Origin of the sequence: Janthinobacterium sp. SUN026 (genome assembly GCF_030397625.1) — a bacterium.
Classification (GTDB): domain Bacteria; phylum Pseudomonadota; class Gammaproteobacteria; order Burkholderiales; family Burkholderiaceae_D; genus Janthinobacterium; species Janthinobacterium kumbetense.
In genome coordinates, this window is sequence record NZ_JAPQNU010000001.1 from 1,547,732 (window position 1) to 1,573,067 (window position 25,336).

The following is a 25,336-nucleotide window of genomic DNA, read 5'->3' on the forward strand; positions in this document are numbered from 1 at the left end:
ATGACAGCCACCAAAATGCCCGACAACTTCCGCTGTGGCTATATCGCCATCGTGGGCCGCCCGAACGTGGGCAAATCGACCCTGATGAACGTGCTGATCGGCGCGAAGGTCAGCATCACTTCGCGCAAGGCGCAAACGACGCGCCACCGCATCACGGGCATCCAGACGGTGCCGGACGCGCAATTCATCTACGTCGACACGCCGGGCTTCCAGACGCGTCATTCGAACGCGCTGAACAAGACGCTCAACAAGACCGTCACCAACACCCTGATTTCCTCGGACGTGATCTTGTACGTGATCGAGGCGGGCACCTTCGGCCCGGCCGACCAGCAAGTGATGGATCTGCTGCCGAAGGAAGTGCCGTGCATCCTCGTCATCAATAAATCGGACCGCGTGAAGGACAAGGCCGTGTTGCTGCCGTTCGCGCAAAAGATCGCCGCCATGCGCGACTTCGCCGCCATCGTGCCTGTTTCCGCCAAGCTGCACTTCCAGCTGGAAGGCTTGCAGGACGAGATCAAGCGTTTCCTGCCGGAAAACCAGCCTATCTTTGGACCGGACGATATCACGGACCGCAGCGAGAAATTCCTCGCCTCGGAAATCGTGCGCGAAAAACTCTTCCGTTTTGTCGGCGACGAACTGCCGTACACGAGCACCGTCCTGATCGAGAAATTCGAACAGGAAGGCGATCTGCGCCGCGTGTTTGCCGCCATCCTGGTCGAGCGCGATACGCACAAGTCCATGATCATCGGCAACAAGGGCGCGCGCCTGAAGGAAGTCTCCACCCAGGCCCGCCTGGACATGGAAAAGCTGTTCGGCGGCCCCGTGTACCTGGAAATCTGGGTCAAGGTCAAATCGGGCTGGGCCGACAACGAGGCGGGCTTGCGCGCCTACGGCTACGAGTAATCCGCAACCCGGGGGCGACGCCACACGCATGAGCACCACCACGCCAGCGCTGCACGATCTTGCGCCAGCTTCATCTGCTGCATCCGCACCTGTCCCCGCGCCGGCGGCCATCGCGCCGCCGGCCGCAGCTCCTGTCACTCCTGCCGCGCCGCGGCGCAGCCGTCCGCCCGCGCGCGACGGACGCATCACGGGCCAGCCAGCCTTCGTGCTGCACAGCTATCCGCATAAAGAAACCAGCCTCATCGTCGACGTGTTTACGCGCGAATACGGCCGCATCGCGCTCGTCGCCAAGGGCGCCAAGCGGCCCCATTCGCAGTTGCGCGGCGTGCTGCAAACCTTCCAGCCCCTACAGGCGGGCTGGACGGGCAAGTCCGAGCTGCGCATCTTGACGGGCGCCGAATGGGTGGGCGGTATGTTGCCGCTGGAAAAGACCGCCTTGCTGTGCGGCTTCTATTTGAACGAATTGCTGGTCAAATTGCTCGCGCGCGACGATCCGCATCCCGTCCTGTTCGACCACTACGTTGCCACCTTGAATCAACTGGCGCACAATGAGCCGCCGCCCATCGTGCTGCGCAAGTTCGAGCGCGCCCTGCTCAAGGAAACGGGCGTGGCGGCCGACCTGACGCGCTGCACGGGCACGCGCCAGGCCGTCGAGGCGGGGCAGGTGTACGTGGTCGACCCGGAACGGGGGCCGCGCCCGGCGCGCGCCAGCGATGCCTGGCCCAGGATCACGGGCAAGACCCTGCTCGACATGGAGCGCGAAGATTATCTGGACGTGGCCACGCAGGCGCAAAGCAAGCTGCTGATGCGTTTTTTGCTGGCCCATCAACTGGGCGGCGCCACCTTGAATACGCGCCAGATACTGATCGATTTAATGCAGCTGTAGCTGCGGTTTGCAGCAGGACAGCACTTTACGGATACCATCACTATGAGCTTTTTGCAGCCTTCCGGCCCCGTCATCGACCTGGGCGTCAATATCGACCACGTGGCCACCTTGCGCAATGCGCGCGGCACCGCCTACCCGGACCCGATCCGCGCGGCCCTGCTGGCCGAACAGGCGGGCGCCGACGCCATCACCCTGCATCTGCGCGAAGACCGCCGCCACATCAAGGATGCGGACGTGATCGCCATCGCCCCGCAATTGCTCACGCGCATGAACCTGGAAGCGGCCGTGACGGCCGAGATGATCGACTTCGCCTGCCGCATCAAGCCGGCGGACGTGTGCCTGGTGCCGGAAAAGCGTACGGAAGTGACGACCGAGGGTGGCCTGGACGTGGTGCGCTATTTCAAGGAAGTGCAGGCGGCCGTGCAGCAACTGCAAGGCGAGGGTATCCGCGTGAGCCTGTTCATCGATGCCGATGAGCAACAGATCGCCGCCGCCGCCGAGCTGGGTGCGCCCGTGATCGAGCTGCACACGGGCCGCTACGCCGATACGCAAGGCGCCGAGCAGCTGGCCGAGCTGGAACGCATCAAGGCGGGCGTGCTGTTCGGCGTGGGGCGCGGCTTGAATGTCAACGCGGGCCACGGCTTGCATTACACCAACGTGCAAGCGATTGCCGCCATTCCCGATATTGCCGAGCTGAATATCGGCCACGCCATCGTCGCGCACGCCGTGTTTGTCGGCTGGGAAAATGCCGTACGCGAAATGAAGGCTATCATGGTGGCCACGCGCATCGCCGGCAAGGCATAAGCGCGCATAAAGGAGGCAGCATGATCTACGGCATCGGTACCGATATCTGCAAGATTCCCCGCATCGAGGCGGCCCTGGCGCGCCACGGCGAGCGTTTCGCGAAAAAGATACTGGGACCGCAGGAGCTGGAAAAGTTCCGTGCCCGCAGCGCCAAGAATGCCGTGCGCGGCGTGCGCTTCCTCGCCACGCGCTTCGCGGCGAAAGAGGCGTTTTCCAAGGCCATCGGCCTGGGCTTGCGCATGCCGATGACCTGGCCCGCCGCGCAGATGCTGAACCATCCCAGCGGCAAGCCGATGATCGTCTGCAGCGGCGTGCTGGCCGAGTTCATGGAAAAGCACCGCCTGAGCGCGCAAGTGACCATCAGCGATGAAGAAGAATATGCGGTCGCGTTCGTGATCGTGGAGCAAGCAGTGTAACTATAAGTGCGCAATGAGCCAGCAATGACCGAAGCAAGCCCAGAATCTTCCTTGGCGGAAACGCCGCCCGACCCGCGCGCGCAGGTGCTGGCCACCGTCGCCAAGCTGCCGAACTTGCCCGGCGTGTACCGTTATTTCGATGCCGCCGACAAGGTGCTGTACGTCGGCAAGGCGCGCGACCTGAAAAAGCGCGTGTCCAGCTATTTCCAGAAGAACCTGGCCAGTCCCCGCATCGCCATGATGGTCGAGCGCATCGCGCGCCTGGAAACGACCGTCACGCACAGCGAGGCGGAAGCCTTGATCCTGGAAAACAACCTGATCAAGGCGCTGCAACCGCGCTACAACATCCTGTTCCGCGACGACAAGTCGTATCCATACCTGAAGATCACCAATGGCGATGCGCCGCGCATGGTGTATTACCGGGGCGCGGTGGACAAGAAAAACCAGTATTTCGGGCCGTTCCCCAGTTCCTGGGCCGTCAAGGAATCGATGCAGATCCTGCAAAAGGTGTTTTTGATCCGCACCTGCGAGGACAGCGTGTACGCCAACCGCACGCGGCCCTGCCTGCTGCACCAGATCGGCCGCTGCAGTGCGCCGTGCGTGGACCTGATCAGCAAGGAAGACTATAAGAACGACGTGGAAAATGCGGCGCGCTTCCTGCGCGGACGCCAGAGCGAGGTGATGGCCGACCTGGAAAAGAAGATGCACGCGTTTGCCGCCGAGCTGAAGTTCGAACAAGCTGTGGTGGTGCGCAACCAGATCGCTTCGCTGTCGCGCGTGCTGCACCAGCAAAGCATGGAAACGACGGGCGACGCCGATGTCGACATCCTCGCCGTGCTGGTGCAGGGCGGGCGCGCCTGCGTCAACCTGGCCATGGTGCGCGGCGGACGCCACCTGGGCGACCGCGCCTACTTCCCCAGCCAGCTCAGCGATGCGGCTGCCATTGCCGAGGAGCCGATCGAGGTGGAAGTGCTGGCCGCCTTCCTGGCCCAGCACTACACGGAAAAATTCATTCCCGGCACCCTGATCCTGAATATCGAATTCGACCAGCCGGCCCTGATGGTGGCGCTGATGGAGCAGTGCGGCCACCGCATCAACCTGATCTTCCAGCCGCAGGGGCAGCGCCGCCAATGGCTTGAGATGGCGCAAAAGGGCGCCGAGATTTCGCTGGCGCGATTGTTGTCGGAGCAGGGCTCGCAGCAATCGCGCACGCGCGCGCTGGCGGAGGCGCTGCGCCTGGAAACGGAAGACCTCGACAGCCTGCGCGTGGAGTGTTTCGACATCAGTCACACGCAGGGCGAGGCGACGCAGGCGTCGTGCGTCGTATTCCACCACCACGCCATGCAAAACGGCGAATATCGGCGCTACAACATCAACGACATCACCCCCGGCGACGATTACGCGGCCATGCGCCAGGTCCTGATGCGCCGCTATGAAAAAGTGGCGAATGGCGATGGCGTCATGCCCGACGTGGTCTTGATCGACGGCGGCAAGGGCCAGATCGAAATGGCGCGCCAGGTGTTCGCCGAGCTGGGACTCGATATCAGCTTGATTGTCGGCGTGGCCAAGGGGGAGGGGCGCAAGGTGGGCCTGGAAACCCTGCTGTTCGTCGATGGCCGCGCGGCCCAGGAACTGGGCAAGGAATCGGCGGCCCTGATGCTGATCGCGCAAATTCGCGACGAGGCGCACCGCTTCGCCATCACGGGCATGCGTGCCAAGCGGGCCAAGACGCGCCAGACCTCGCGCCTGGAAGAGATCGAGGGCATCGGCGCCAAGCGCCGCCAGAAGCTGCTGTCGCGCTTTGGCGGCTTGCGCGGCGTGGTCGACGCCAGCGTCGAAGACCTGATGTCGGTGGAAGGGATTTCCACGCAGCTGGCGGAAGAAATCTACAAGCAGCTGCACTGATGATAGAGCTGCCTGGTCCGGTGCCGCGGCAACCGGACTAGGCTAATACCCTGGGGCCATGTAGACTAGTGGCGCTTTCTTCACACTTTCTTCATATTCAATTTACCCGTCGGCCGATTGCACCCTTATGCCTTTTAATATTCCCATCCTTTTGACCTGGCTGCGCGTGGCCCTGATTCCGCTCGTCGTCGGCGTGTTTTATTTGCCGCCGTCGATGCTGCTGCATGGCGACCAGAACCTGGTTGCCACCCTGGTCTTCATTGTTGCCGCCGTCACCGACTGGTTCGACGGCTTCCTCGCGCGACGCTGGAACCAGACCTCGGCCTTCGGCGCCTTCCTCGACCCGGTCGCCGACAAATTGATGGTGGCGGGCGCCTTGCTGGTGCTGGTGCAGCTGGACCGTGTCAATGCCGTGCTGGCCTTCATCATCATCGGCCGCGAAATCACGATTTCCGCGCTGCGCGAATGGATGGCGCAGATCGGCGCCTCGAAATCGGTGGCCGTCAGCTCGATCGGCAAGATCAAGACGGCCGCGCAAATGACGGCCATTCCCTTGCTGCTGTATCACGAAGTGATCTTTGGCGCGATCGATACCCATGTATGGGGCGAGAAGCTGCTGTGGATCGCCTGCGTGCTGACGGTGTGGTCGATGTTCTATTACTTGCGCCTGGCATGGCCGCTCATCAAGGAAAAAGCGGGAAATTTGCACTAAGAATAGGCAGGCGGCTGCTTTGTGCGGAATATTTTGCAAAAGACCAGATATTGCCCGTTGACAGCCCTTGTAATCCCTCTATAATGCTGGCCTGTTGTTGATGACGCGGGAGTAGCTCAGTTGGTAGAGCGCAACCTTGCCAAGGTTGAGGTCGAGAGTTCGAGACTCTTCTCCCGCTCCAGTTTTCTGGATCGTGTCATAGGTAAAAACAGCAAATGCAGTAAAAAGTAGTACTGGCGATGTAGTAGAGCTTCTGATACAATGTTGTCCACTGCGGGAGTAGCTCAGTTGGTAGAGCGCAACCTTGCCAAGGTTGAGGTCGAGAGTTCGAGACTCTTCTCCCGCTCCAGTGAATACTGGATCAGCAGTAAAGCAGCACTGGTAAACGGTAGCAAAAGGCAGTAAAATAGCGGTTCGTATGCGGGAGTAGCTCAGTTGGTAGAGCGCAACCTTGCCAAGGTTGAGGTCGAGAGTTCGAGACTCTTCTCCCGCTCCAGCGAAAGCTGAAGCAGTACAGCAAGAATGGCAGTAGCAGAAAATAGAAGCTCCAATGCGGGAGTAGCTCAGTTGGTAGAGCGCAACCTTGCCAAGGTTGAGGTCGAGAGTTCGAGACTCTTCTCCCGCTCCAGAATTCTAAAGGGAAGCTAAGCTGGCTTCCTTTTTTTATCCGCCGCCATGCGCGGCGCGATTATGCGGTAACCAAGCTCCAATGCGGGAGTAGCTCAGTTGGTAGAGCGCAACCTTGCCAAGGTTGAGGTCGAGAGTTCGAGACTCTTCTCCCGCTCCAGTTTTCAAGGTGGGCCGCAAGGCGCATCCAAGCAGTTCCTCTGGCGAGGTAGCAAAGAGGTTATGCAGCGGCCTGCAAAGCCGTTTAGACGGGTTCGATTCCCGTCCTCGCCTCCAGATGAAAAAAATAGCCCACTTTCGAGTGGGCTTTTTTTTTGTCTGCGCTTTGGCCAGGCTTTTGCCGGCGGCGCATCTTGTATAATGCCGGCAAGCTCAGCCGCGCCGCCTGGCGCCTTGATGAACCTCCCCCTTTCCGCCATACCGATGTAGTCACTGACGACTTTCCTGTTCCGTTCGACCTCAGCGCCGCGTTTCTGTGACGCCCGTTGGCATGGCTGCGCCTGATTATTCTCCATCCGGCCGGCATTTTCCTGTTCCGACTTTGGATACGTATCAATGATCAACACAACTTTTCGGGATGAGTGGTACTCGAACCTGCAAAAAAACGTTTTGGCGGGCTTGACCACGTCATTTGCCCTGGTGCCAGAATGCATCGCCTTTGCCCTGGTGGCGCAGCTCAATCCCCTGATGGGCCTGTATGGCGCCTTCATCATCTGTGCCATGACGGCCATCTTTGGCGGACGTCCCGGCATGATTTCGGGCGCCGCCGGCTCCATGGCCGTCGTCATCGTGGCGCTGGTGGCGCAACACGGCGTGCAATACCTGCTGGCCACCGTGGTGCTCGGCGGTATCTTGATGGCGCTGTTCGGTATCTTGCGCCTGGGCAAGTTGATTCGCATGGTGCCCCATCCCGTGATGCTGGGTTTTGTGAATGGCCTGGCCATCGTCATCGCCATGTCCCAGCTGGAACACTTCCGCCAGGCCACGCCGCAGGGCGAAGCCTGGCTGCAAGGCACGCCCTTGCTCGTGATGGGTGGCCTGGTGCTGCTCACCATGGCCATCGTCTACGTGCTGCCGCGCCTGACAAAAGCCGTGCCGCCGGCGCTGGTAGCCATCCTGGGCGTGGGCGTACTCAGCCATGTTTTGAGCTTGCCTACGCGCACCCTGGGCGACCTCGCGCATATCGCCGGCGGCTTGCCGGCCCTGCATTGGCCTGCTGTGCCGCTGGATATGGCTACCTTGCACATCATTTTCCCGTATGCGGCGCTGATGGCCATGGTGGGCTTGCTGGAAACCTTGCTCACTTTTAATCTGACAGATGAGATAACGGAAACGCGGGGGCAGCCGAACCGCGAATGCATCGCCCTCGGCGCATCGAACGTCGTCTCGGGCCTGTTTGGCGGCATGGGCGGCTGCGCCATGATCGGGCAGACGATGATCAACCTGAGTTCCGGCGGCCGCTCGCGCCTGTCGGGCGTGACGGCCGGCGTGATGATCTTGCTGTTCATTCTGTTCCTGTCGCCGCTGATCGAGCGCATCCCGCTGGCGGCCCTCGTGGGCGTGATGTTCGTCGTGGCGCAGCAGACGTTTGCCTGGGGTTCCTTGCGCGTGCTGGGCAAGGTGCCGTTGCAGGATGCGCTGGTGATCGTCGCCGTGACGGTGATCACGGTATTCACGGACCTGGCGATGGCTGTGCTGTGCGGCATCGTCATCGCCGCCTTGAATTTTGCCTGGCAACATGCACGCGACATGCGTGCCGACATTGATGACAGCACGCAAGGCATGCGCGTCTACCTGCCGCATGGCACCCTGTTTTTTGCTTCCACCACGCATTTCCAGGAACTGTTCCAGGCAGCGTCGGACCCGGCCCGTGTCATCCTCGACTGCCGGCATCTGCACATGGCCGACCACTCGGCCATCGCCGCCATCGAATCGCTGTATGAGCGCTATGACAGGGCAGGCAAGCATCTGCAGGTGACGCATCTGTCCGCCCGCAACGAGGCTTTGCTGCAGCGGGCCGGGGTGGATGTGGGCGTGGCGTAAAATATTGGATTGCTGAATGTCTGTGGAGTGTGAATGCTGTCGAACGAACAAGAACAATTATTGCAACAAAGCCAAACGGCTTTTGATGCCTACTATGACGCGCTGGGCGCTTCGCTGGTGAATTTTGTTGAGCGCCTGGGCATCCAGCCGGCGCACGAAGTGTTGACGAACGCGGCCGAATACCTGCCGTACATCGATGCGGCCATGCGCACCATCGTCATTCGCGACGAGAGCTGGCAGTGGGTGAAAACCATGCTCGGCTACTTTATCGGCGAATATTTCGTGCAAGGCCATGCGGGCTGCTGGTATGTGGAAACGCGGGCGGAGTCGCCGCATTTTTGCCGCATCATGGTGGGGGGCTTCGAGCATGGCTTGCCGGCGGATGCCGCCATCGATCCGGATGCGCTGGCGCTGGAATTTCTGGGGCAATCCGCGCCGCGCGAGCTGGCGGCACTGATCACCCAGGCGCAAGCCCGCGCGGCGTGATGCCGCACGGCTTGCAGAAGCGGATTTAAAACTCTTCCCACTCGCCTTCGGCCGGTGCGCTCGCCTTGCTGCTGGCGCGCGTCACGGGCAGGCGTAGGGCAGGGGCCGTAGCCTGGCGGGCCGGCGCGGCTGCGGGCGCTGCGGGCGCGCTGCGCTGCGCGGTTTTCACGCTGAAACGGTCGGTGGCCGCCGCGTTGGCGTCCAGGCGGAAGACGCTCACCACCTGCGCCAGTTCGCTCGCCTGTTCCTGCATCGCTTCGGCCGCTGCCGAGGCTTCTTCCACCAGGGCTGCATTTTGCTGCGTTACCTGGTCCATTTCGGAAATGGCCTGGTTGACTTGCTCGATGCCCGCGCTCTGTTCTTCGCTGGCGTTGCTGATCTCGCTCATGATCGACGTGACGAAGCCGATGCTTTGCACGATTTCTTCCATCGTCTTGCCGGCCTTGTCGACCAGGTCCGTGCCCACGTCGACTTTTTGCACGGAGTCGTCGATCAAGCCCTTGATTTCCTTTGCCGCCGCTGCCGAGCGCTGCGCCAGGTTGCGCACTTCCGTGGCGACCACGGCAAAGCCGCGACCCTGTTCGCCGGCGCGTGCCGCTTCCACGGCCGCGTTCAAGGCCAGGATGTTGGTCTGGAAGGCGATGCCATCGATGACCGAGATAATATCGACGATTTTCTTCGACGAGGTATTGATCTCGCTCATGGTAGCGACCACTTCGGCCACCACGGCGCCGCCGCGGCTGGCGATGCCGGCCGCGTCGCCAGCCAGTTTATTCGCCTGGCGCGCATTGTCCGCGTTTTGCTTGACGGTCGAGGTCAGTTCTTCCATCGACGAGGCCGTTTCTTCCAGCGAACTGGCTTGCTGTTCCGTGCGCGACGACAGGTCCTGGTTGCCGGCGGCGATTTCCGCGGAGGCCGTGGCGATGGTGTCGGTGCCGCTGCGCACCTGGCCGACGATGCCGACGAGGCTATCGTTCATGGTTTTCAGGGCATGCATCAGCTGGCCCGTTTCATCGCGGCCTTGCGCCGTGATGACGCTGCTCAAGTCGCCCGCTGCCACGGTTTCCGCCACTTTCACGGCGGCGCGGATGGGGCCGGTGATCGAACGCGTGATCCACCAGGCAAAGCCGATGCCCATCAGCACGGCCAGCACGCCCATGGTGATCAGGAAGATGCGGGTGCCGCTGTAAGCTTCGATGATGCTGGCGCCGACGCCGTCGGCCGCCTTGATCTGCATGCCGGCAAAGCGCTTCACTTCGGCCAGGTAAGCCACGGTGATGGGCGCGACTTCCTTGTCGAACACGATCTTGGCGCCCGCCACGTCGCCGTCGGCCTTCATCTTGAAGGCGCGTGCGCGCGTCGTCACGTAATCGGTGCGCACCTTGCGCACGACCTTGAACTGCTCGATCACGGCCGGGTTGAGCAAGGACGCGATGATGTCGTCCTGCAGCTTGCTGGAACGCTCCGCATCGACTTTCAAGTCTTCCTCGATCTTGGCGCGCACGACCGGATCGGTGATCTCGAACGAGGCGACGCCGCGCACGCTGTTCAGTTCGATGATCTTCGACCATTCGGCCACCATGCGCTGGTTCTTGATGCTGGTATTGATGAGGCGATAGGTCAGGTCGCTGGCCGTTTGCATGCGCACGAGGGCGGTGATGGTCAAGGCGGCAAGCAACAGCAATACGACAGCAAAGCCGACGCCAAGGCGGCTGCCGATGTTCAGGTTTTTCATGTAATTCCTAACAGTTTAATAGTCATGATCGCCGCCGCCAGCAGGGGCAGACAGGCGCCGCAAGGCGCAGGGGATCGGGGTCTTCGGGTGCCGCGTGATGGCTGTGCGGCGCGCCACGCTGAGCGTGGCGATGGAGGTAAAGCAAGGGGCATATCGGTCAGGCTGACCGCTGCCCAGCAAGCCGCAAGTATAGCATTGACGCAGGGAAATAGTTTCTGACGGCAATTTTAATTATTTTTTGATATTGATTTCCTGTTGCTTTTTTACGTCAAGTACCTAGTTAATAAGTACTATCACTTACATTCATCCTTACTTTTCCCATCGCTGGCTGATAAAATACTAATGATAATCATTCGTATTAAAACTTCGACCAGGGAATTGTATGCAGCAACAGCGCAAGCCAGGATGTAAACCGATCACCATCGCCGTACTGGGCGCCTTGACCTTGGGCGCCACGCCACTGGCGGCGTGGGCACAGGAAAGCTTGCCCGCCGTCACCGTGACGGCGTCGAAGGACAAGGATGGCTACGTGGCCGCCACCTCCGCCAGCGGCACCAAGACGGAAATGGCCTTGCGCGACGTGCCGCAAACGATCAACGTGGTGCCGGCCGCCGTCATCCGCGACCAGAACGCCATGTCTATCCAGGACATCATGAAGAACATCCCCGGCGTGGGCTTGTCCACGGGCGACGGCCAGCGCGACCAGGTGTTCATCCGCGGCTTCACGGCCATCGGCGACCAGTTCGTCGACGGCTTCCGCGATGATGCGCTGTATTTCCGCGACCTGTCGAACGTGGAGCGCCTGGAAGTGATCAAGGGACCGGCCGCCGTGCTGTACGGCCGCGGTTCCTCGGGCGGCCTGGTGAACCGCATCACGAAGAAGCCGGGCGTGGATATCGCGGACGTGGCGCTGAGCTTGACGAACACAGCAGGGCGCCGCGGCGAAGTCGACGTGGGTCGTGTCGGCGAGACGGTGGACTGGCGTGTCACGGGCGCGCGCGAATTGTCGGACAGCTACCGCGACCAGCAATTCATCAACCGCACGGCGCTGGCGCCGTCGGTGGCCATCCGCCTCTCCAGCGCCACCAAATTGCTGCTGCAGGGCGATTACCTGGAAGACCGCCGCCTGACGGACTTCGGCATCCCGTCCTACCAAGGCCGTCCCGTCGCCGTCGATGCGGGCACGTATTACGGTGCCGCCAACGCCCGCGATGCCGACTTCAGTCAGTCGCGCGTGGTGTCCACGGCCGCCACCCTGACGCACAAATTCAGCGATAGCTTGTCGCTGCGCAATGCTTTCCGTTACTACGACTATCACCTGGACCGCAACAACACGAATATTTTCGGCAACGTCAACGAAGTCAATGGCATGATGCAGCTGAGGCACGCCAAGCTCAACCGGGACGAGAGCGGCTGGTTCAACCAGACGGAACTGACGCAAAAGCTGGTCACGGGCACCATGCGCCACGAAGTGCTGTACGGCGCCGAATTCGGCAAGCAAAACAAGGATTCCAGCAGCTGGACTGGCCCTGTGCCGAAGGACTTTATATCGATCTTCAACCCCAAGTTGCCGGTAGTCGATCCGCGTAATCTCGGGTCGCGAAGCGATACGTTCGGCACCTACGACACGGCCGCCGCTTACGTGCAGGACGCCATCAGCTTCAGCGACGAGTGGAAGGCGCTGGCCGGCTTGCGCTACGACCGCTACAAGCAGCAGTCGCGCCTGGCCAATGCGCTTGGCGTGACGACGGCGGATCTGTCGCGCACGGATTCGGCCTACAGCCCCCGCGCCGGCCTCGTCTGGCAACCGGGCGCGACGCAATCGTACTACGCGTCGTGGAGCCGCTCGTTCCAGCCGAGCGGCGAGAACTTCGCCCTGGCCGCCAACAATGCCGACCTGGCGCCGGAAACCACGCGCAACACGGAAGTGGGCGCCAAGTATGACCTGTGGGGCGGCCGCGCCAACGCCACCGTGTCGCTGTTCCGCCTGGAGCGCGACAATATCAAGACCAGCGACCCGATCACGAACCGCATCGTGCCCGTCGGCACGCAGCGTACGGATGGCCTGGAACTGACCTTCAACGCGGACTTGCACGATGGCTGGAAAATGATGGCCGGCTACGCTTACCTGGACGCCACCATCACCGATTCCATCGCCAAGGACAAGAGCGTCAATGTGCCGGGCGGCACCGTCGCCAGAGAAGTGCCGGTCAAGGGCAAGCGCGCGACCTTGACATCGCGCAATACGGCCAACCTGTGGCTGACGAAAGACCTGGGCCACGGCTTCACGGTGGGCGGCGGCGCGAACGCCGTCGGCAGCCGCTTCGCCAATCCGGGCAACACGGTGGTGCTGCCAGGCTATGTGACGGCCGACGCCATGGCCGCGTACCGCACGGGCCGCTATGAAGTGCAGCTGAACGTCAACAATATCGGCGACACGCGCTACATCGTGTCGGGCCACGGTTCCAGCCCGAACCTGAGCTTGCCGGGCGCGCCGCGCAATGTGGCGCTGACCTTGCGCTACAGCCTGTAATTTGGCCTGGCAGTTCGGCCGCATCCCCAAAAACCCGCTCGCGAGCGGGTTTTTTTTCGTGGGTGGGTAGCGATGTGCAAGCGTGCCGGGCAGGCTGGCATTGTTTAGAGGGAACGTTCGGTATCGTCAAATTAATATTGACTAAAGGCAATTTTTCCAGCGGACTAAGCCTTGTCGGAGTTTGAGGGGTAAAATACTGTCATACGGCACAGGCATGGTGCTTATATCTTAGTGATATGACACTACCACGACGCCGTATGACTTTTTATTTACTCACATCATAGAGGCCTGAATATGGTTCAGATGTCCAGGCGCCAGTTCCTTCGGGTAACTGGCGCGACCATTGCTGGTTCCAGCCTCGCCCTGCTCGGTTTCGCACCGGGCCAGGCGATGGCGGAAGTGCGGCAATACAAGCTGTCTCGCACCACCGAGACACGCAATACCTGTCCCTACTGTTCGGTAGGATGTGGCGTCCTGCTGTATGGACTGGGCGACGGCGCGAAAAACGCCGTCTCCAGCATCATCCACGTGGAAGGCGATGCCGATCACCCGGTGAACCGCGGCACCTTGTGCCCGAAAGGCGCCAGCCTGGTCGACTTCATCCACAGCCCGAACCGCCTGAAAGTGCCCGAGTACCGCGCACCGGGCGGCACGGAATGGCAACCGATCTCCTGGGATGTGGCGCTCGACAAGATCGCGCGCCTGATGAAGGATGACCGCGACGCCAACCTGATCGAAAAGAATGCCGACGGCAAGACCGTCAACCGCTGGCTCTCCACCGGCATGCTTGCCGCGTCCGCCGGCAGCAACGAGGTGGGGTATCTGACCCACAAGACAGTGCGCAGCATGGGGATGCTGACCTTTGATAATCAGGCGCGTGTATGACACGGACCGACGGTGGCAGGTCTTGCCCCGACGTTTGGCCGTGGCGCGATGACGAATCATTGGGTCGATATCAAGAATGCCGATGTGATCCTGGTCATGGGCGGCAATGCAGCAGAAGCACATCCTTGCGGATTCAAATGGGTAACGGAAGCGAAGGCGCATAACAAGGCCAAGCTGATCGTTGTCGATCCGCGCTTTACCCGTACCGCATCCGTGGCAGATTACTACTGCGCCACGCGTACCGGCACGGACATCGTCTTCCTCGGCGCGATCATCAATTATCTGCTGACGAACGACAAGATCCAGCATGAGTACGTGCGCAACTACACGGACATGCCCTTCATCGTGCGCGAAGACTATGCGTTCGAGGACGGCCTGTTCTCGGGTTTCGACAAAGAAAAAGGCAAGTACACCAACAAGGCCACCTGGGATTACGAGATCGGCGAAGATGGCTATGCCAAGGTCGACCCGACCCTGGAACACCCGCGCTGCGTCTACCAGATGATGAAGAAGCACTACGCGCGCTACACGACCGAGATGGTCGAGCGCACGTGCGGCGTGTCGGCCGACAAGTTCCACAAGGTGGCGGAAGCCCTGGCTTCGACCGCCGTGCCGGGACGCGCAGGTACCATCCTGTACGCGCTGGGCTGGACGCACCACTCGACGGGCGCGCAAACCATCCGCACGGGCGCCATGGTGCAATTGCTGCTGGGCAATATGGGCATCGCGGGCGGCGGCATGAACGCCTTGCGCGGCCACTCGAACATCCAGGGTCTGACCGATCTGGGCTTGATGTCGAACCTGTTGCCAGGCTACATGACCTTGCCGAACGAGTCCGAGCAGGATTTCGACGGCTATATCGCCGCGCGCGCCACCAAGCCGCTGCGGCCGAACCAGCTCAGCTACTGGAGCAATTACCGCAAATTCCACGTCAGCTTCATGAAGACGTGGTGGGGCGACTTTGCCACGGCGGAAAATAACTACGCCTTCGACTACCTGCCGAAACTCGACAAGCCGTACGACTTGATGCAAGCCATCGAGAACATGCACCAAGGCAAGATGACGGGCTATATCTGCCAGGGCTTCAATGTGCTGGCGTCCGCGCCGAACAAGCAGAAGGTCACGGAAGCGCTGTCGAAGCTGAAGTTCCTCGTCATCATGGACCCGCTGGCCGTGGAAACGGGCGAATTCTGGAAGGCGCACGGGCAATATCACGAAGTCGATCCCACCAAGATCATGACGGAAGTGTTCCGCTTGCCGACCAGCTGCTTCGCCGAAGAGCGCGGTTCGCTGGTGAGCTCCTCGCGCGTGCTGCAGTGGCACTGGCAGGCGGCCGAACCGCCGGGCCAGGCGCGCAGCGACCTGGAGATCATGTCGGGCCTGTTCTTGCGCATGCGCAACATGTACAAGAAAGAGGGCGGCAAGTTCCCCGATCCTATCGTCAACCTGACGTGGAATTATGCGCAGCCGCATAACCCGCAGCCGGAAGAAATCGCCCGCGAATTCAACGGCAAGGCGCTGGCCGACTTGTACGATCCGAAAGATCCGACCAAGCTGCTGGTGAAGAAGGGCGAGCAGCTGGCCTCGTTTGCGCAATTGCGCGACGATGGCACGACCACCAGCGGTTGCTGGATCTTCGCCGGCAGCTGGACGCAGGCGGGCAACCAGATGGGCCGGCGCGACAATAGCGACCCGACCGGCATCGGCCAGACCCTGGGCTGGGCCTGGGCGTGGCCGGCGAACCGCCGCGTGCTGTACAACCGCGCTTCGTGCGACTTGAAGGGCAAGGCTTTCGACCCGACGCGCAAGTTGATCGAGTGGAATGGCACGAACTGGAGCGGGGCCGATATTCCCGACTTCAAGGTCGACGAACCGCCGGAAAACGGCATGGGTCCGTTCATCATGCTGGGCGAGGGCGTGGCACGCTTCTTTGCACGCGGCGCCATGGCCGAGGGGCCGTTCCCCGAGCATTACGAGCCGTTCGAAAATCCGCTGGGCTACAACCCCATGCATCCGAAAAACCCGCAAGCGACCAGCAATCCGGCCGCGCGCGTGTTCGCCGATGACCGGAAAATGTTCGGCACGCATGAGGAATACCCGCATGTGGCCACCAGCTACCGCCTGACCGAGCATTTCCATTACTGGACCAAGCATGCGCGCCTGAATGCCATCATCCAGCCGCAGCAATTCGTCGAAATCGGCGAAGAACTGGCCAAGAGCATCGGCGTCGTTGCCGGTGGGGAAGTGCGCGTCAGTTCCAAGCGCGGTCACATCATCGCCAAGGCCGTCGTCACCAAGCGCATCAAGGCTTTGATGATCGAGGGCAAGCCGGTGCATACCGTGGGCCTGCCGCTGCACTGGGGCTTTACGGGCGTGGCCAAGCCGGGGTATCTGATCAATACCCTGACGCCGGGCGTGGGGGATGCGAATTCGCAAACGCCGGAATTCAAGTCCTTCCTCGTGAAGGTGGAAAAAGCATGATGGGAGCTCAATAATGGCACTGCAATCCTTAGATATCCGGCGCCTGTCGGCTACCACGGTAACGCCGCCGCAAGCACGCAGCCCGGTGACGGGCACCGTGGCCAAGCTGATCGATGTGTCGAAATGCATCGGCTGCAAGGCTTGCCAGACGGCGTGCATGGAATGGAACGACTTGCGCGATGAAGTCGGCGAAAACCATGGCACCTATGACAATCCGACGGACCTGACGCCGCAATCGTGGACGGTGATGCGTTTTGCCGAACACGAAAACAACGACGGCAACCTCGAGTGGCTGATCCGCAAGGATGGCTGCATGCACTGCGAGGACCCGGGCTGCCTGAAAGCCTGTCCTGCGCCGGGCGCCATCGTGCAATACACGAACGGCATCGTGGATTTCCATCAGGAAAACTGCATCGGCTGCGGCTATTGCGTAGCCGGCTGTCCTTTCGACGTGCCCCGCATTTCGAAAAAGGACGACCGCGCCTACAAGTGCACGCTCTGCTCGGACCGCGTCGCCGTGGGCCAGGAACCGGCCTGCGTGAAAACGTGCCCGACGGGCGCCATCGTCTTCGGCACCAAGGAAGACATGAAGGTGCATGCGGAAGAGCGCATCGTCGACCTGAAGTCGCGCGGTTTCGAGAATGCGGGCCTGTACGATCCGCTGGGCGTGGGCGGCACGCACGTGATGTACGTGCTGCACCATGCCGACAAGCCGAAGCTGTATTCGAACTTGCCGGAACGCCCGCGCATCAGCCCGATGGTGGGTTTCTGGAAGGGCTGGTCCAAGCCGCTCGCGGTGGCCGGCATGGCCGCCACGGCGCTGGCAGGCTTCTTCCATTACACGCGTGTCGGTCCGAACGAAGTGAGCAAGGACGAAGAGCACGAGGCGCTGGAAGAGGCCAAACGCATCCGGGAGGAAGACCATGAGCCACAGTGATCTGCATGATGGCAAGCTGCGTGACAAGGATGGCAACCCGCTGATCCAGCGCTACGACCCGAACGAGCGCACGAATCACTGGGTGACCGCCATCACCTTCGTCATGCTGGCCCTGTCCGGCCTGGCCATGTTCCATCCCTCGATGGCGTGGCTGGCCAACCTGTTCGGCGGCGGGCAATGGACGCGCATCCTGCATCCGTTTGCCGGCCTGGTGATGTTCGTCTCGTTCGCGATCCTGGTGGTGCGCTTCTGGCACCATAACAAGTTCGAGGACGGCGACAAGCAGTGGCTGAAACAGATGGACGACGTGCTCAACAACCGCGAAGAAAAGCTGCCGAAGATCGGCAAATACAATGCCGGCCAGAAGATCCTGTTCTTTGTGCTGCTGGCCTGTATGGCGGGATTGTTGCTGTCGGGCATCGTGATCTGGCGCGCGTATTTCGCGTTCTACTTCCCGATTCCTGTCATCCGCGCGGCCGCCTTGCTGCACGCCGTGTGCGCGTTCGGCATCATCTGCGCCATCATCGTGCACATCTATGCGGCCCTGTGGGTCAAGGGTTCGATCGGCGCCATGGTGCGCGGCACCGTCACCTACGGCTGGGCGCGCAAGCACCATCCGAAGTGGTTCGAGGCGGTGATGCGCAGTACAAAAGACTAAGTTCTTGCTATTGATGCCAGCGGCATTACCCGGGGTCAGTCCCAGGACTGACCCCTTTCTTTTTATCGATTAAAATACTTTCGAAACACAGCCGCATCCGCCGGATGGGCTGGCCAGCTACGCTCGGCCTTTTTTGATGGGAAAACTCCATTGGTACAACGCATTCTTCAGCCAGGCGAAATCGAAGGTCTGGACCACAACGCGATTCCGCGCCTGCTGCTGCCGCAGCCTGACAGCCTCTTCAAGGCGCGCGCCTCGCGCCTGCGCGAATTGGCGCAGGGAAACATCAAGGGCATCCCCGTCGACGCGGGCATGAAGGGTTACCTGGTGCTGATGGCCGCGCTGGCCGATGCGCAAGCCGCCGTCGTGGGAAAACTGGCGCCCGGCGCCGTGCCTGCCGCCGACCCGGACGCGCTGCGCCGCGCGATGCAGCACCGCATGCCGGTGCTGCCCGTCAACGGCGCCCGCCCGCCCGTCTGGCGCGACATATTCGCCAGCCTGCTCGATGAACTGGCCGCCACGGCGGCAAGCCAGCCGGCCCTGTCCGGCGGCCTGACGCAGGTGCTGGCCCAGCTGCGCGTGCTCGACGCGCCGGCGCTGGACGCCTGCGCCGATGCCGTGCTCGATGAAAATGGCGATAACCTCAATCCCATGCATGCGCCGTTCGTCGCGGCCGCGCTGCAAATCTTGTGGTCGGTGTCGGCCAGCGAACTGCGCGCCGCGCGCGTGCCGGACCTGGAAACGGGCACCCTGTGCCCCGTCTGCGGTTCGCACCCCGTCGCCAGCGTGATCCGCATCGGCGGCGGGTCGCAGGGCTACCGCTACCTGCACTGCGGCATTTGCGAAAGCGAATGGCATATGGTGCGCGTGAAGTGTTCGACCTGCGAACAGAATGGCAAGATCGCCTACCAGGGCCTGGACGCTGCCGATGCGGCGCCGTTCGACCCCGTGACGGCAAAGGACGACAAATTGCCGAACAAGGCGAATGATCCGAAGAAAGTGGCGCGCGCGGAAACCTGCGACGATTGCCATACCTACCGCAAGGTCTTCAACCAGGAACACGATTACAACGTCGAGCCCCTGGCCGACGACCTGGCCAGCCTGATGCTCGACCTGCTGGTGGGCGAAGCGGGCTACCAGCGCGCCAGCGGCAATCCGCTGCTGTGGCTGGGGAAGAGCGACGGCAGCGAGGGCCAGCCAGCATGACGACGGGGCAAACCGTGCGCCTGCCATCGGTAGACCGTATCCTGGGCGACGCGGCTTGCCTGGCCCTGATTGCACACTATGGCCGCGCGCAAACCCTGGCCTGCGCGCGCGCCGTGCTGGCCGAACTGCGCACGGCCATGCTGGCGGGCGCAGTCTGCGAAGAGGGCGCATCGATCGCCGCCATCGCCGCGCAGATGACCGAACGGCTGCAGGCGCAATCGCGTTCGCAGCTGCGCGCCGTCTTCAACCTGACGGGCACCGTGCTGCACACGAACCTGGGCCGCGCGCTGCTGCCCGATGCGGCCGTGCAAGCCGTGGTGGAAGCGTTGCAGTGGCCGATGAACCTGGAATTCGACCTGGACACGGGCAAGCGGGGCGACCGCGACGACCTGGTCGAGGAATTGCTGCGCGAATTGACGGGGGCCGAAGCGGCCACCATCGTCAACAACAATGCGGCCGCCGTGCTGCTGATGTTGAACACCCTGGCGCAGGGCAAGGAGGTGGTGGTGTCGCGCGGCGAGCTGGTGGAAATCGGCGGCGCCTTCCGCATCCCCGACGTGATGACGCGCGCGGGCGCCGTGCTGCGCGAAGTGGGCAGCACCAACCGCACCCACCTGGCCGATTACGCGAACGGCGTGAATGCAGATACGGCCCTCTTGATGAAGGTCCATTGCAGCAATTACGCCATTACCGGCTTCACGAAAAGCGTGGAGCTCGACGAACTCGTGCCGCTGGCGGCACAACACGGCGTGCCGACGGCCGTGGACCTGGGCAGCGGCACCCTGGTTGACCTGGCGCAATACGGTCTGCCGCATGAAACGACGGTGCGCGAAACCATCGAGGCGGGCGCCGACCTGGTCACCTTCAGCGGCGACAAACTGCTGGGCGGGCCGCAATGCGGCGTCATCGTCGGGCGCGCCGACCTGATCGCGAAGATCAAGCGCAACCCCCTGAAACGCGCGCTGCGGGTCGGCAAGCTGACCCTGGCCGCCCTGGAACCCGTGCTGCGGCTGTACCGCGCGCCGGATTTGCTGGCCGAACGGCTGACCACCTTGCGCTTGCTGACGCGTCCCGCCGCCGCCATGCGCGCGCAGGCGGAAATGCTGCTGCCGCTGCTGCAAGGGGCGCTGGGCGCCGCGTACGCAGTCACTGCCGAAGCAATGACCAGCCAGATCGGCAGCGGCGCCTTGCCCGTCGACCAGCTGCCCAGCTTTGGCCTGGCCATCCGCAGCGCGCCAGGCTCGCGCCTGAGCAACCCCTTGGGAGCGCTGGAACAGCGGCTGCGCGCCTTGCCGTGCCCCGTGATCGGGCGCATCGGGCAAGACACCCTGTGGCTCGATTTGCGCTGCCTGGAAGCGGCGCACGAGACGGCCTTCGTCGCGCAGCTCGCCGAGTTGTCCGCATGATCGTCGGCACCGCGGGCCATATCGACCATGGCAAGACGACGCTCACGCGCGCGCTGACGGGCGTGCACACGGACCGCCTGAAGGAAGAGCAGGCGCGCGGCATCTCGATCGAACTCGGCTACGCCTATCTGCCGCTGGCGGACGGCACGGTGCTGGGCGTGATCGACGTGCCGGGCCACGAAAAATTTATCCGCACCATGGCTTCCGGCGTGACGGGCATCGATTTCGCCTTGCTCGTGGTGGCCGCCGACGATGGCGTCATGCCGCAGACGCACGAACACCTGGCCATCTTGCAGCTGCTGGGCGTGACGCGCGGCGCCGTGGCGCTGACGAAGGTCGACCGCGCTGATAGCGCCCGAGTGGCGCAGGTGGAAGCGGACATCGAGGCGCTGCTGGCCGGCACGCCGCTGGCGGGCAGCCCGATTTTCCCCACCGCCGCCAATCGCGACGGCGATGCCGGCGTGGCAGCCCTGCTGGCGCACCTGACGCAGGTGGCGCGCCGCTTGCCGCAACACGACGAGCGGCGCTTGTTCCGCCTCGGCGTGGACCGCGTGTTCACCTTGTCGGGGCAGGGCACCATCGTCACCGGCACGGCGCTGGCGGGATGCGCGCGGGTGGGCGACATGCTGCAGCTGGCGCCCGGCGGCGCGCCAGCGCGGGTGCGCAGCATCCATGCGCAGAACCGCGCCGCCGAGACGGGCACGGCGGGCCAGCGCCTGGCGCTGAACCTGGCCGGCATCGACCGCGAGCGCATCGAGCGGGGCAACTGGATCGTCGCGCCCGAGCTGGCGCAGTGTTCCGAACGCCTCGACGTGGAACTGACCCTGCTGCCCGACGCGGGCGTGCAACTGAAAGCCTGGTCGCCGCTGCACGTGCACCTGGGCGCGGCGCACCAGCTGGCGCGCGCCGTCATGCTCGATGGCGAGACCCTGTCGCCGGGGCAGACGGGTAGAGTACAACTGGTGTTCGATGCGCCCATGCACGGCGTGCCGGGCGACCGCTTCGTCGTGCGCAATGCGCAAGCGACGCAGACGGTGGGCGGCGGCATGGTGCTCGATCCGTTCGGCCCCGCGCGCAAGCGGCGCAGCCCGGCCAGGCTGGCGTGGCTCGATGCGCTGGCCGCGTTCGTCGCGCACGGCGACTATGCGGCCCTGCTGGCGCAAAGTCCGCTGGGGTTGCGTTTATCGCTGCTGGTGCGCTTGTCCCTGCTGCCGGCGGGAGCCCTCGCGCTGCCGCCCGACACGCGGCGCATCGCCCTGCGCGCCGGCGACGCCCTGCTGCTGGCGCCGGATGCGTTGCTGGCGCTGGAAGCGCGCGTGCTGGCAGCCCTGGACGTCTTCCACGCGCGCGCGCCCGACGAGGCCGGACCGGAACTGTGGCGCCTGAAACGCATCGTCGACGCCGAGATGGAAGATGCCTTGTGGAGCCACCTGGTCGAAGGCTTGCTGGCGCGCGGCGAGATCCTGGCGCGCGGCGCCAGCCTGCACTTGCCGACGCACAGCGTGGAACTGACGCCGCAGGAGCAGGCCATGGCCGAACCCTTGCTGGCCGCCCTGGAGCAGGGGCGTGCCGATCCGCCGTGGACGCGCGACCTGGCACGCGGCTTCGGCATGGCCGAGGATGACGCTCGCCGGCTGTTGCGCAAACTGGCCAAGGCTGGGCAGATCAGCCAGGTCGTGCACGACCTGTTTTATCACCAGGCGGCGCTGGCCGAACTGGCGCAACTGGTGCGGCAACTGGCGCACAAGGCGGAAGAGGATGCAGGCTTGCCAGCGGGCAATGGCGCCGTGGGCGCGGCCACGTTCCGCGACGCCAGCGGCCTGGGCCGCAAGCGGGCGATCCAGGTCTTGGAATTCTTTGACCGCGTCGGTTATACTCGCCGTGTTGGCAATGGGCATCTATTGCGCCCGCAAGCGCTGTGGTCCTACACCGCGGCCTTGCCCAACAGCTAAGTACTAGCTCAGGCACCGCGGAAAGCACACTCATCCGGTGATGTGGCCGGGCTTCAAACCCGGTGGAGGGCGTCAGACGTTCTCCCGTAGGTTCGACTCCTACTGTTTTCCGCCAGTTATTCTTCCTTCCCCCTGCACGGTGATCGTCCCGGCGTTGGCTTGTTGTCACGTTTCGGAAAATAAATGGTGTTATTGACAATATGCAACGATGCCAGGGTGAGCCGATGGTAACATCGGCTTGTATCCCCTGTGGCAGATGAAAGCAAGCATGAAACAAGCAAGCATGGCGTGGCTGCTGGCAGTGGCGCTGCTGATGCCGGCGCTGGCCGCGGCGGTGGATGTGCGCATCGTCGGCGAGCATTTGCCGCCGTCGAGCATGATGGAAGGCAATGTCGTCGTCGGACGTGAAACGCTCAAGGTGCGCGACATCATGGCGCGCGCCGGTCTTTCCTACAGCATCGAGCTGTTGCCGTGGAAGCGCGCGTACGCGCAGGCGCTGCGCGAAGCCGACACCTGCATCTTTTCCACCAGCCGCACGCAGGAGCGCGAAGCGCAATTTCGCTGGATCGGACCCTTGAATGAAGCGGAATGGATACTCTACGGCCTGGCCGAACGGCATTTGGCGCTGCGCACGCTCGATGATGCGCGCGGCCTGGTGATCGGCACGGTGCTGGGCGACGCGCGCGACGATTTCCTGCGCCAGCGCGGCCTGAACGTGGCGCCCGTGACGCAGGAGTGGCTCAATCCGCAAAAGCTGCTGCTCGGACGCATCGACCTGTGGGCCGTCGGCATGGCGGTGGGCAGCAAGCCGTTTGCCGGCAAGGAGTGGGAGGGCAAGGTGGTGCCGCTGCTGACCTTCAACCGCGTGCAGACTTACCTCGCCTGCAACAGGCAGTTGCCCGAGGCGCAGGCCTTGGCCATGCAGCGGGCGGCGGCGGCCATGCGCCGCGACGGCAGCATGGCGCGCGAACATATCCGCTAAGGCCCGCTTCAGCTTTCCAGCCACTGGCGCACGCAGTTGCGCCCCTCGCGCTTGGCCTGGTACAGGGCCTGGTCCGCGTGGCTGTAGGCCGTTTCGAAGGCCGTGCCGGCGCGGTTCCAGCTCAGGCCCACGCTGACGGTGATGGCGCGCGTGATGGGCGCCGCATGGCGCTGGCGGCCGACGCTCTCGCAAATGCGCTGCGCCACTTGCGCCGCGTCGTCGCGCGAGGAAGTGGGCCAGACCACGGAAAACTCTTCGCCGCCGACCCGGCCGATGGCCGTTTCCTGTCCCAGCAGTGCCTTCAGGCAGTCCACCACGGCCTGGATCACGCCGTCGCCGGCCGGGTGGCCGAAATCGTCGTTGACCTGCTTGAACAAGTCGATGTCGAGCACGATCAGCGCCATGTCGCCCTGCGCCAGGCAGCGCGAGGCGTGGTCGATCACGGCGCCGCGGTTCAGGGCGCCCGTCAGCGGGTCGTGCGTGGCGCGGTATTCGAGCTGGCCGGCCAGGGTTTGCAATTGGCGGTTCAGCAAATGCATGTCGCGCTCGGCGCGGTCGCTGCGGCCGATCAGGCGCCGCGTCTCGCGCATCAGTCGTTCGTAGTGATTGATCAGCTCACCGAGCACGCGCCGCTGCGCCTCGCCGCTGGCGTGAGTATCGGCGTGCATGCGGCGCGCGGCAGCCAGCGCCGCCGCTTCCACGGTGAACAGGTCGGGCTCCAGGTCGGACTCGGAGATGGCGGCGCGCATGCCCTAGCTGCCCTGCACGGGATGGTCGTGGAAGTCCAGCGCCGTAAAGTCCTGCTGCAGCTCCTGGCCGAATTCCAGGATGGTGTCGTCGTCCTCGTCGTGATACCAGTTCAGGCGCACCTGGTTGCCATCGACGGCCGCCTGGTTCAGGGTGTCGAACAGGGTAAACAGCATCTTCGTGCTGGAGCTGTTGAAGTAGGCCAGCGAGACGTTGACGGTGATGGCGCTTTCGCGGCAGCCTTCCAGGTAGGCGCGCACGGCGGCGATCAGCGGGCCATAGAAGGCGGCTGCGTTTTCCGGATACGACTCGCCCTTGATCGACAGGGTGTGCTGCTCGAAACGGAAGTCGATTTCGGGCGAACTCGGGGTCGCGGCGATGAACAGTGGTGACGGTAATTGCATATGCTTTCCTGAGTCGGCTCTTTCAAATGATGGCTTTGATGCAGAAGATGGTGTGGCCCGGCTCCTGGGGATCCTGGACGAATTCGAATTCCAGCGGCTCGCTGGCGTCGCGCGCCATGGTCAGAAAACCCAGGCCCGCGCCCTTGCTGTCGGCCGGCGCTTCCTCGCGCAGGGCCTTCTTGTACGCCAGGCGGATTTCTTCCATCGTCATGGTGTGCAGCGGTTCCAGCCGGGCGCGGATCTGCGCCACGTTGTCCGTCGAGACGGGGTTGGCGCACAGGAGGAAAAAGCTGTCGCCGCGCGTGCCGATGCAGAACGAGCCGCGCCGCATCTGCTGGTCCAGCTGTGCATCGGGCGTCAGGCTGTCGGCGGAATAGTGCATGATGTTTTGCGACATCTCGATGAACGAGGAAAAGATGCGCCGCCGCGTGGGCCCGGCCGCGCCGGCCGTGTCCAGGCGCGCCTTGATGGTTTCGGAAATGGCGCTGACCACGTGCTGCGAGAAATAGCCCACGTAAAAAAAGATGATGTTGCGCTTGCGCGCCACATCCCAAAACTCGTTGAATTCTTCGTACAGCACGTCCGTGCTCCTGGCTAGCCGGTGACCCGGTTTCTTGTTGATAAGGTG

At 63.0% G+C, this 25,336-nt stretch carries 20 protein-coding genes and 7 tRNA genes; 23 read left to right on the plus strand and 4 right to left on the minus strand.

Translation table 11 applies throughout. The features are described from left to right. The 14 genes from era to OX459_RS07155 all read left to right on the plus strand — a co-directional run bounded on the left by era (position 1) and on the right by OX459_RS07155 (position 8,782). Positions 1-903, plus strand: coding sequence for a GTPase Era (gene era, locus OX459_RS07090; RefSeq protein ID WP_099667265.1), 903 nt, complete (start codon positions 1-3; stop codon positions 901-903). 28 nt (positions 904-931) lie between these two features. Then, positions 932-1,789, plus strand: a complete 858-nt coding sequence (gene recO, locus OX459_RS07095) for a DNA repair protein RecO (RefSeq protein ID WP_289904348.1) — start codon at positions 932-934, stop codon at positions 1,787-1,789. 42 nt (positions 1,790-1,831) lie between these two features. Continuing rightward, positions 1,832-2,593, plus strand: a complete 762-nt coding sequence (pdxJ, locus tag OX459_RS07100; RefSeq protein WP_289904349.1) for a pyridoxine 5'-phosphate synthase — start codon at positions 1,832-1,834, stop codon at positions 2,591-2,593. Positions 2,594-2,613: 20 nt separating this feature from the next. Continuing rightward, positions 2,614-3,009 carry a holo-ACP synthase gene (gene acpS / locus OX459_RS07105; protein WP_092714701.1) on the plus strand — a complete coding sequence of 132 codons (396 nt, stop codon included), beginning with the start codon at positions 2,614-2,616 and terminating at the stop codon, positions 3,007-3,009. A 24-nt stretch (positions 3,010-3,033) separates the two neighbouring features. Beyond that, positions 3,034-4,914, plus strand: coding sequence for an excinuclease ABC subunit UvrC (gene uvrC / locus OX459_RS07110; protein ID WP_077406680.1), 1,881 nt, complete (start codon positions 3,034-3,036; stop codon positions 4,912-4,914). A gap of 127 nt (positions 4,915-5,041) precedes the next feature. Then, positions 5,042-5,626 (plus strand): CDP-diacylglycerol--glycerol-3-phosphate 3-phosphatidyltransferase, encoded by a 585-nt coding sequence (gene pgsA, locus OX459_RS07115; RefSeq protein WP_034749601.1) that lies wholly within the window; start codon positions 5,042-5,044, stop codon positions 5,624-5,626. Positions 5,627-5,731: 105 nt separating this feature from the next. Next, positions 5,732-5,807, plus strand: a tRNA-Gly gene (locus OX459_RS07120). A gap of 92 nt (positions 5,808-5,899) precedes the next feature. Beyond that, positions 5,900-5,975, plus strand: a tRNA-Gly gene (locus OX459_RS07125). A 71-nt stretch (positions 5,976-6,046) separates the two neighbouring features. Beyond that, positions 6,047-6,122 (plus strand) — tRNA-Gly (locus OX459_RS07130). A gap of 56 nt (positions 6,123-6,178) precedes the next feature. Further along, positions 6,179-6,254, plus strand: a tRNA-Gly gene (locus OX459_RS07135). An 83-nt stretch (positions 6,255-6,337) separates the two neighbouring features. Continuing rightward, positions 6,338-6,413, plus strand: a tRNA-Gly gene (locus OX459_RS07140). Between the two features lie 42 nt (positions 6,414-6,455). Continuing rightward, positions 6,456-6,529 (plus strand) — tRNA-Cys (locus tag OX459_RS07145). 279 nt (positions 6,530-6,808) lie between these two features. Beyond that, on the plus strand, positions 6,809-8,296 hold the full coding sequence (locus OX459_RS07150) for a SulP family inorganic anion transporter (RefSeq protein WP_289904352.1): 1,488 nt from the start codon (positions 6,809-6,811) through the stop codon (positions 8,294-8,296). 33 nt (positions 8,297-8,329) lie between these two features. Next, positions 8,330-8,782, plus strand: coding sequence for a hypothetical protein (locus tag OX459_RS07155; RefSeq protein ID WP_289904354.1), 453 nt, complete (start codon positions 8,330-8,332; stop codon positions 8,780-8,782). A gap of 25 nt (positions 8,783-8,807) precedes the next feature. Here the strand turns inward: OX459_RS07155 and OX459_RS07160 are convergent, their stop codons facing one another. After that, positions 8,808-10,517, minus strand: a complete 1,710-nt coding sequence (locus OX459_RS07160; protein WP_289904355.1) for a methyl-accepting chemotaxis protein — start codon at positions 10,515-10,517, stop codon at positions 8,808-8,810. Positions 10,518-10,899: 382 nt separating this feature from the next. Between OX459_RS07160 and OX459_RS07165 the strand changes: the two genes are divergently transcribed. From OX459_RS07165 to OX459_RS07205, 9 genes are all read left to right on the plus strand, one after another. Next, complete coding sequence (locus OX459_RS07165) at positions 10,900-13,050, plus strand: TonB-dependent siderophore receptor (protein WP_289904356.1); 2,151 nt, start codon at positions 10,900-10,902, stop codon at positions 13,048-13,050. Positions 13,051-13,344: 294 nt separating this feature from the next. Beyond that, complete coding sequence (gene fdnG, locus OX459_RS07170; protein ID WP_143451508.1) at positions 13,345-16,416, plus strand: formate dehydrogenase-N subunit alpha; 3,072 nt, start codon at positions 13,345-13,347, stop codon at positions 16,414-16,416. A 13-nt stretch (positions 16,417-16,429) separates the two neighbouring features. Beyond that, complete coding sequence (fdxH, locus tag OX459_RS07175) at positions 16,430-17,353, plus strand: formate dehydrogenase subunit beta (RefSeq protein ID WP_034779207.1); 924 nt, start codon at positions 16,430-16,432, stop codon at positions 17,351-17,353. Next, positions 17,340-18,011 carry a formate dehydrogenase subunit gamma gene (locus tag OX459_RS07180; protein WP_289904359.1) on the plus strand — a complete coding sequence of 224 codons (672 nt, stop codon included), beginning with the start codon at positions 17,340-17,342 and terminating at the stop codon, positions 18,009-18,011. Before fdxH ends, OX459_RS07180 begins: the two co-directional genes overlap by 14 nt. A gap of 150 nt (positions 18,012-18,161) precedes the next feature. Then, the gene (gene fdhE / locus OX459_RS07185) at positions 18,162-19,217 is read left to right on the plus strand and encodes a formate dehydrogenase accessory protein FdhE (protein ID WP_289904362.1); all 1,056 of its coding nucleotides are present in this window, start codon (positions 18,162-18,164) and stop codon (positions 19,215-19,217) included. Then, positions 19,214-20,623, plus strand: coding sequence for an L-seryl-tRNA(Sec) selenium transferase (selA, locus tag OX459_RS07190; RefSeq protein ID WP_289904364.1), 1,410 nt, complete (start codon positions 19,214-19,216; stop codon positions 20,621-20,623). The genes fdhE and selA overlap by 4 nt, the downstream gene beginning before the upstream one ends. Next, a complete protein-coding gene (gene selB / locus OX459_RS07195) occupies positions 20,620-22,575 on the plus strand; it encodes a selenocysteine-specific translation elongation factor (RefSeq protein WP_289904365.1) in 1,956 nt (651 codons plus the stop codon). The genes selA and selB overlap by 4 nt, the downstream gene beginning before the upstream one ends. Positions 22,576-22,594: 19 nt before the next feature. Beyond that, positions 22,595-22,690 (plus strand) — tRNA-Sec (locus OX459_RS07200). A 153-nt stretch (positions 22,691-22,843) separates the two neighbouring features. Continuing rightward, entirely contained in the window at positions 22,844-23,557 is a 714-nt protein-coding gene (locus tag OX459_RS07205) for a transporter substrate-binding domain-containing protein (protein WP_251348080.1), read from the plus strand. An 8-nt stretch (positions 23,558-23,565) separates the two neighbouring features. Here the strand turns inward: OX459_RS07205 and OX459_RS07210 are convergent, their stop codons facing one another. Genes OX459_RS07210 through OX459_RS07220 form a run of 3 tightly spaced genes read right to left on the minus strand, consistent with a single transcriptional unit; the run spans position 23,566 to position 25,288 of the window. Beyond that, the gene (locus OX459_RS07210; protein WP_251348081.1) at positions 23,566-24,306 is read right to left on the minus strand and encodes a GGDEF domain-containing protein; all 741 of its coding nucleotides are present in this window, start codon (positions 24,304-24,306) and stop codon (positions 23,566-23,568) included. A gap of 3 nt (positions 24,307-24,309) precedes the next feature. Then, on the minus strand, positions 24,310-24,708 hold the full coding sequence (locus tag OX459_RS07215) for a DUF1987 domain-containing protein (protein WP_077406607.1): 399 nt from the start codon (positions 24,706-24,708) through the stop codon (positions 24,310-24,312). A gap of 22 nt (positions 24,709-24,730) precedes the next feature. Further along, complete coding sequence (locus tag OX459_RS07220) at positions 24,731-25,288, minus strand: SiaB family protein kinase (RefSeq protein ID WP_071076508.1); 558 nt, start codon at positions 25,286-25,288, stop codon at positions 24,731-24,733. Between the last annotated feature and the right edge of the window lie 48 nt (positions 25,289-25,336).

What these genes read in the sequence shown, in the direction of transcription:
- era (WP_099667265.1), top strand. Translation starts at nt 1, where the DNA reads ATGACAGCCACCAAAATGCCCGACAACTTCCGCTGTGGCTATATCGCC.
- recO (WP_289904348.1), top strand. Translation starts at nt 932, where the DNA reads ATGAGCACCACCACGCCAGCGCTGCACGATCTTGCGCCAGCTTCATCT.
- pdxJ (WP_289904349.1), top strand. Translation starts at nt 1,832, where the DNA reads ATGAGCTTTTTGCAGCCTTCCGGCCCCGTCATCGACCTGGGCGTCAAT.
- acpS (WP_092714701.1), top strand. Translation starts at nt 2,614, where the DNA reads ATGATCTACGGCATCGGTACCGATATCTGCAAGATTCCCCGCATCGAG.
- uvrC (WP_077406680.1), top strand. Translation starts at nt 3,034, where the DNA reads ATGACCGAAGCAAGCCCAGAATCTTCCTTGGCGGAAACGCCGCCCGAC.
- pgsA (WP_034749601.1), top strand. Translation starts at nt 5,042, where the DNA reads ATGCCTTTTAATATTCCCATCCTTTTGACCTGGCTGCGCGTGGCCCTG.
- OX459_RS07150 (WP_289904352.1), top strand. Translation starts at nt 6,809, where the DNA reads ATGATCAACACAACTTTTCGGGATGAGTGGTACTCGAACCTGCAAAAA.
- OX459_RS07155 (WP_289904354.1), top strand. Translation starts at nt 8,330, where the DNA reads ATGCTGTCGAACGAACAAGAACAATTATTGCAACAAAGCCAAACGGCT.
- OX459_RS07160 (WP_289904355.1), bottom strand. Translation starts at nt 10,517, where the DNA reads ATGAAAAACCTGAACATCGGCAGCCGCCTTGGCGTCGGCTTTGCTGTC.
- OX459_RS07165 (WP_289904356.1), top strand. Translation starts at nt 10,900, where the DNA reads ATGCAGCAACAGCGCAAGCCAGGATGTAAACCGATCACCATCGCCGTA.
- fdxH (WP_034779207.1), top strand. Translation starts at nt 16,430, where the DNA reads ATGGCACTGCAATCCTTAGATATCCGGCGCCTGTCGGCTACCACGGTA.
- OX459_RS07180 (WP_289904359.1), top strand. Translation starts at nt 17,340, where the DNA reads ATGAGCCACAGTGATCTGCATGATGGCAAGCTGCGTGACAAGGATGGC.
- selA (WP_289904364.1), top strand. Translation starts at nt 19,214, where the DNA reads ATGACGACGGGGCAAACCGTGCGCCTGCCATCGGTAGACCGTATCCTG.
- selB (WP_289904365.1), top strand. Translation starts at nt 20,620, where the DNA reads ATGATCGTCGGCACCGCGGGCCATATCGACCATGGCAAGACGACGCTC.
- OX459_RS07205 (WP_251348080.1), top strand. Translation starts at nt 22,844, where the DNA reads ATGAAACAAGCAAGCATGGCGTGGCTGCTGGCAGTGGCGCTGCTGATG.
- OX459_RS07210 (WP_251348081.1), bottom strand. Translation starts at nt 24,306, where the DNA reads ATGCGCGCCGCCATCTCCGAGTCCGACCTGGAGCCCGACCTGTTCACC.
- OX459_RS07215 (WP_077406607.1), bottom strand. Translation starts at nt 24,708, where the DNA reads ATGCAATTACCGTCACCACTGTTCATCGCCGCGACCCCGAGTTCGCCC.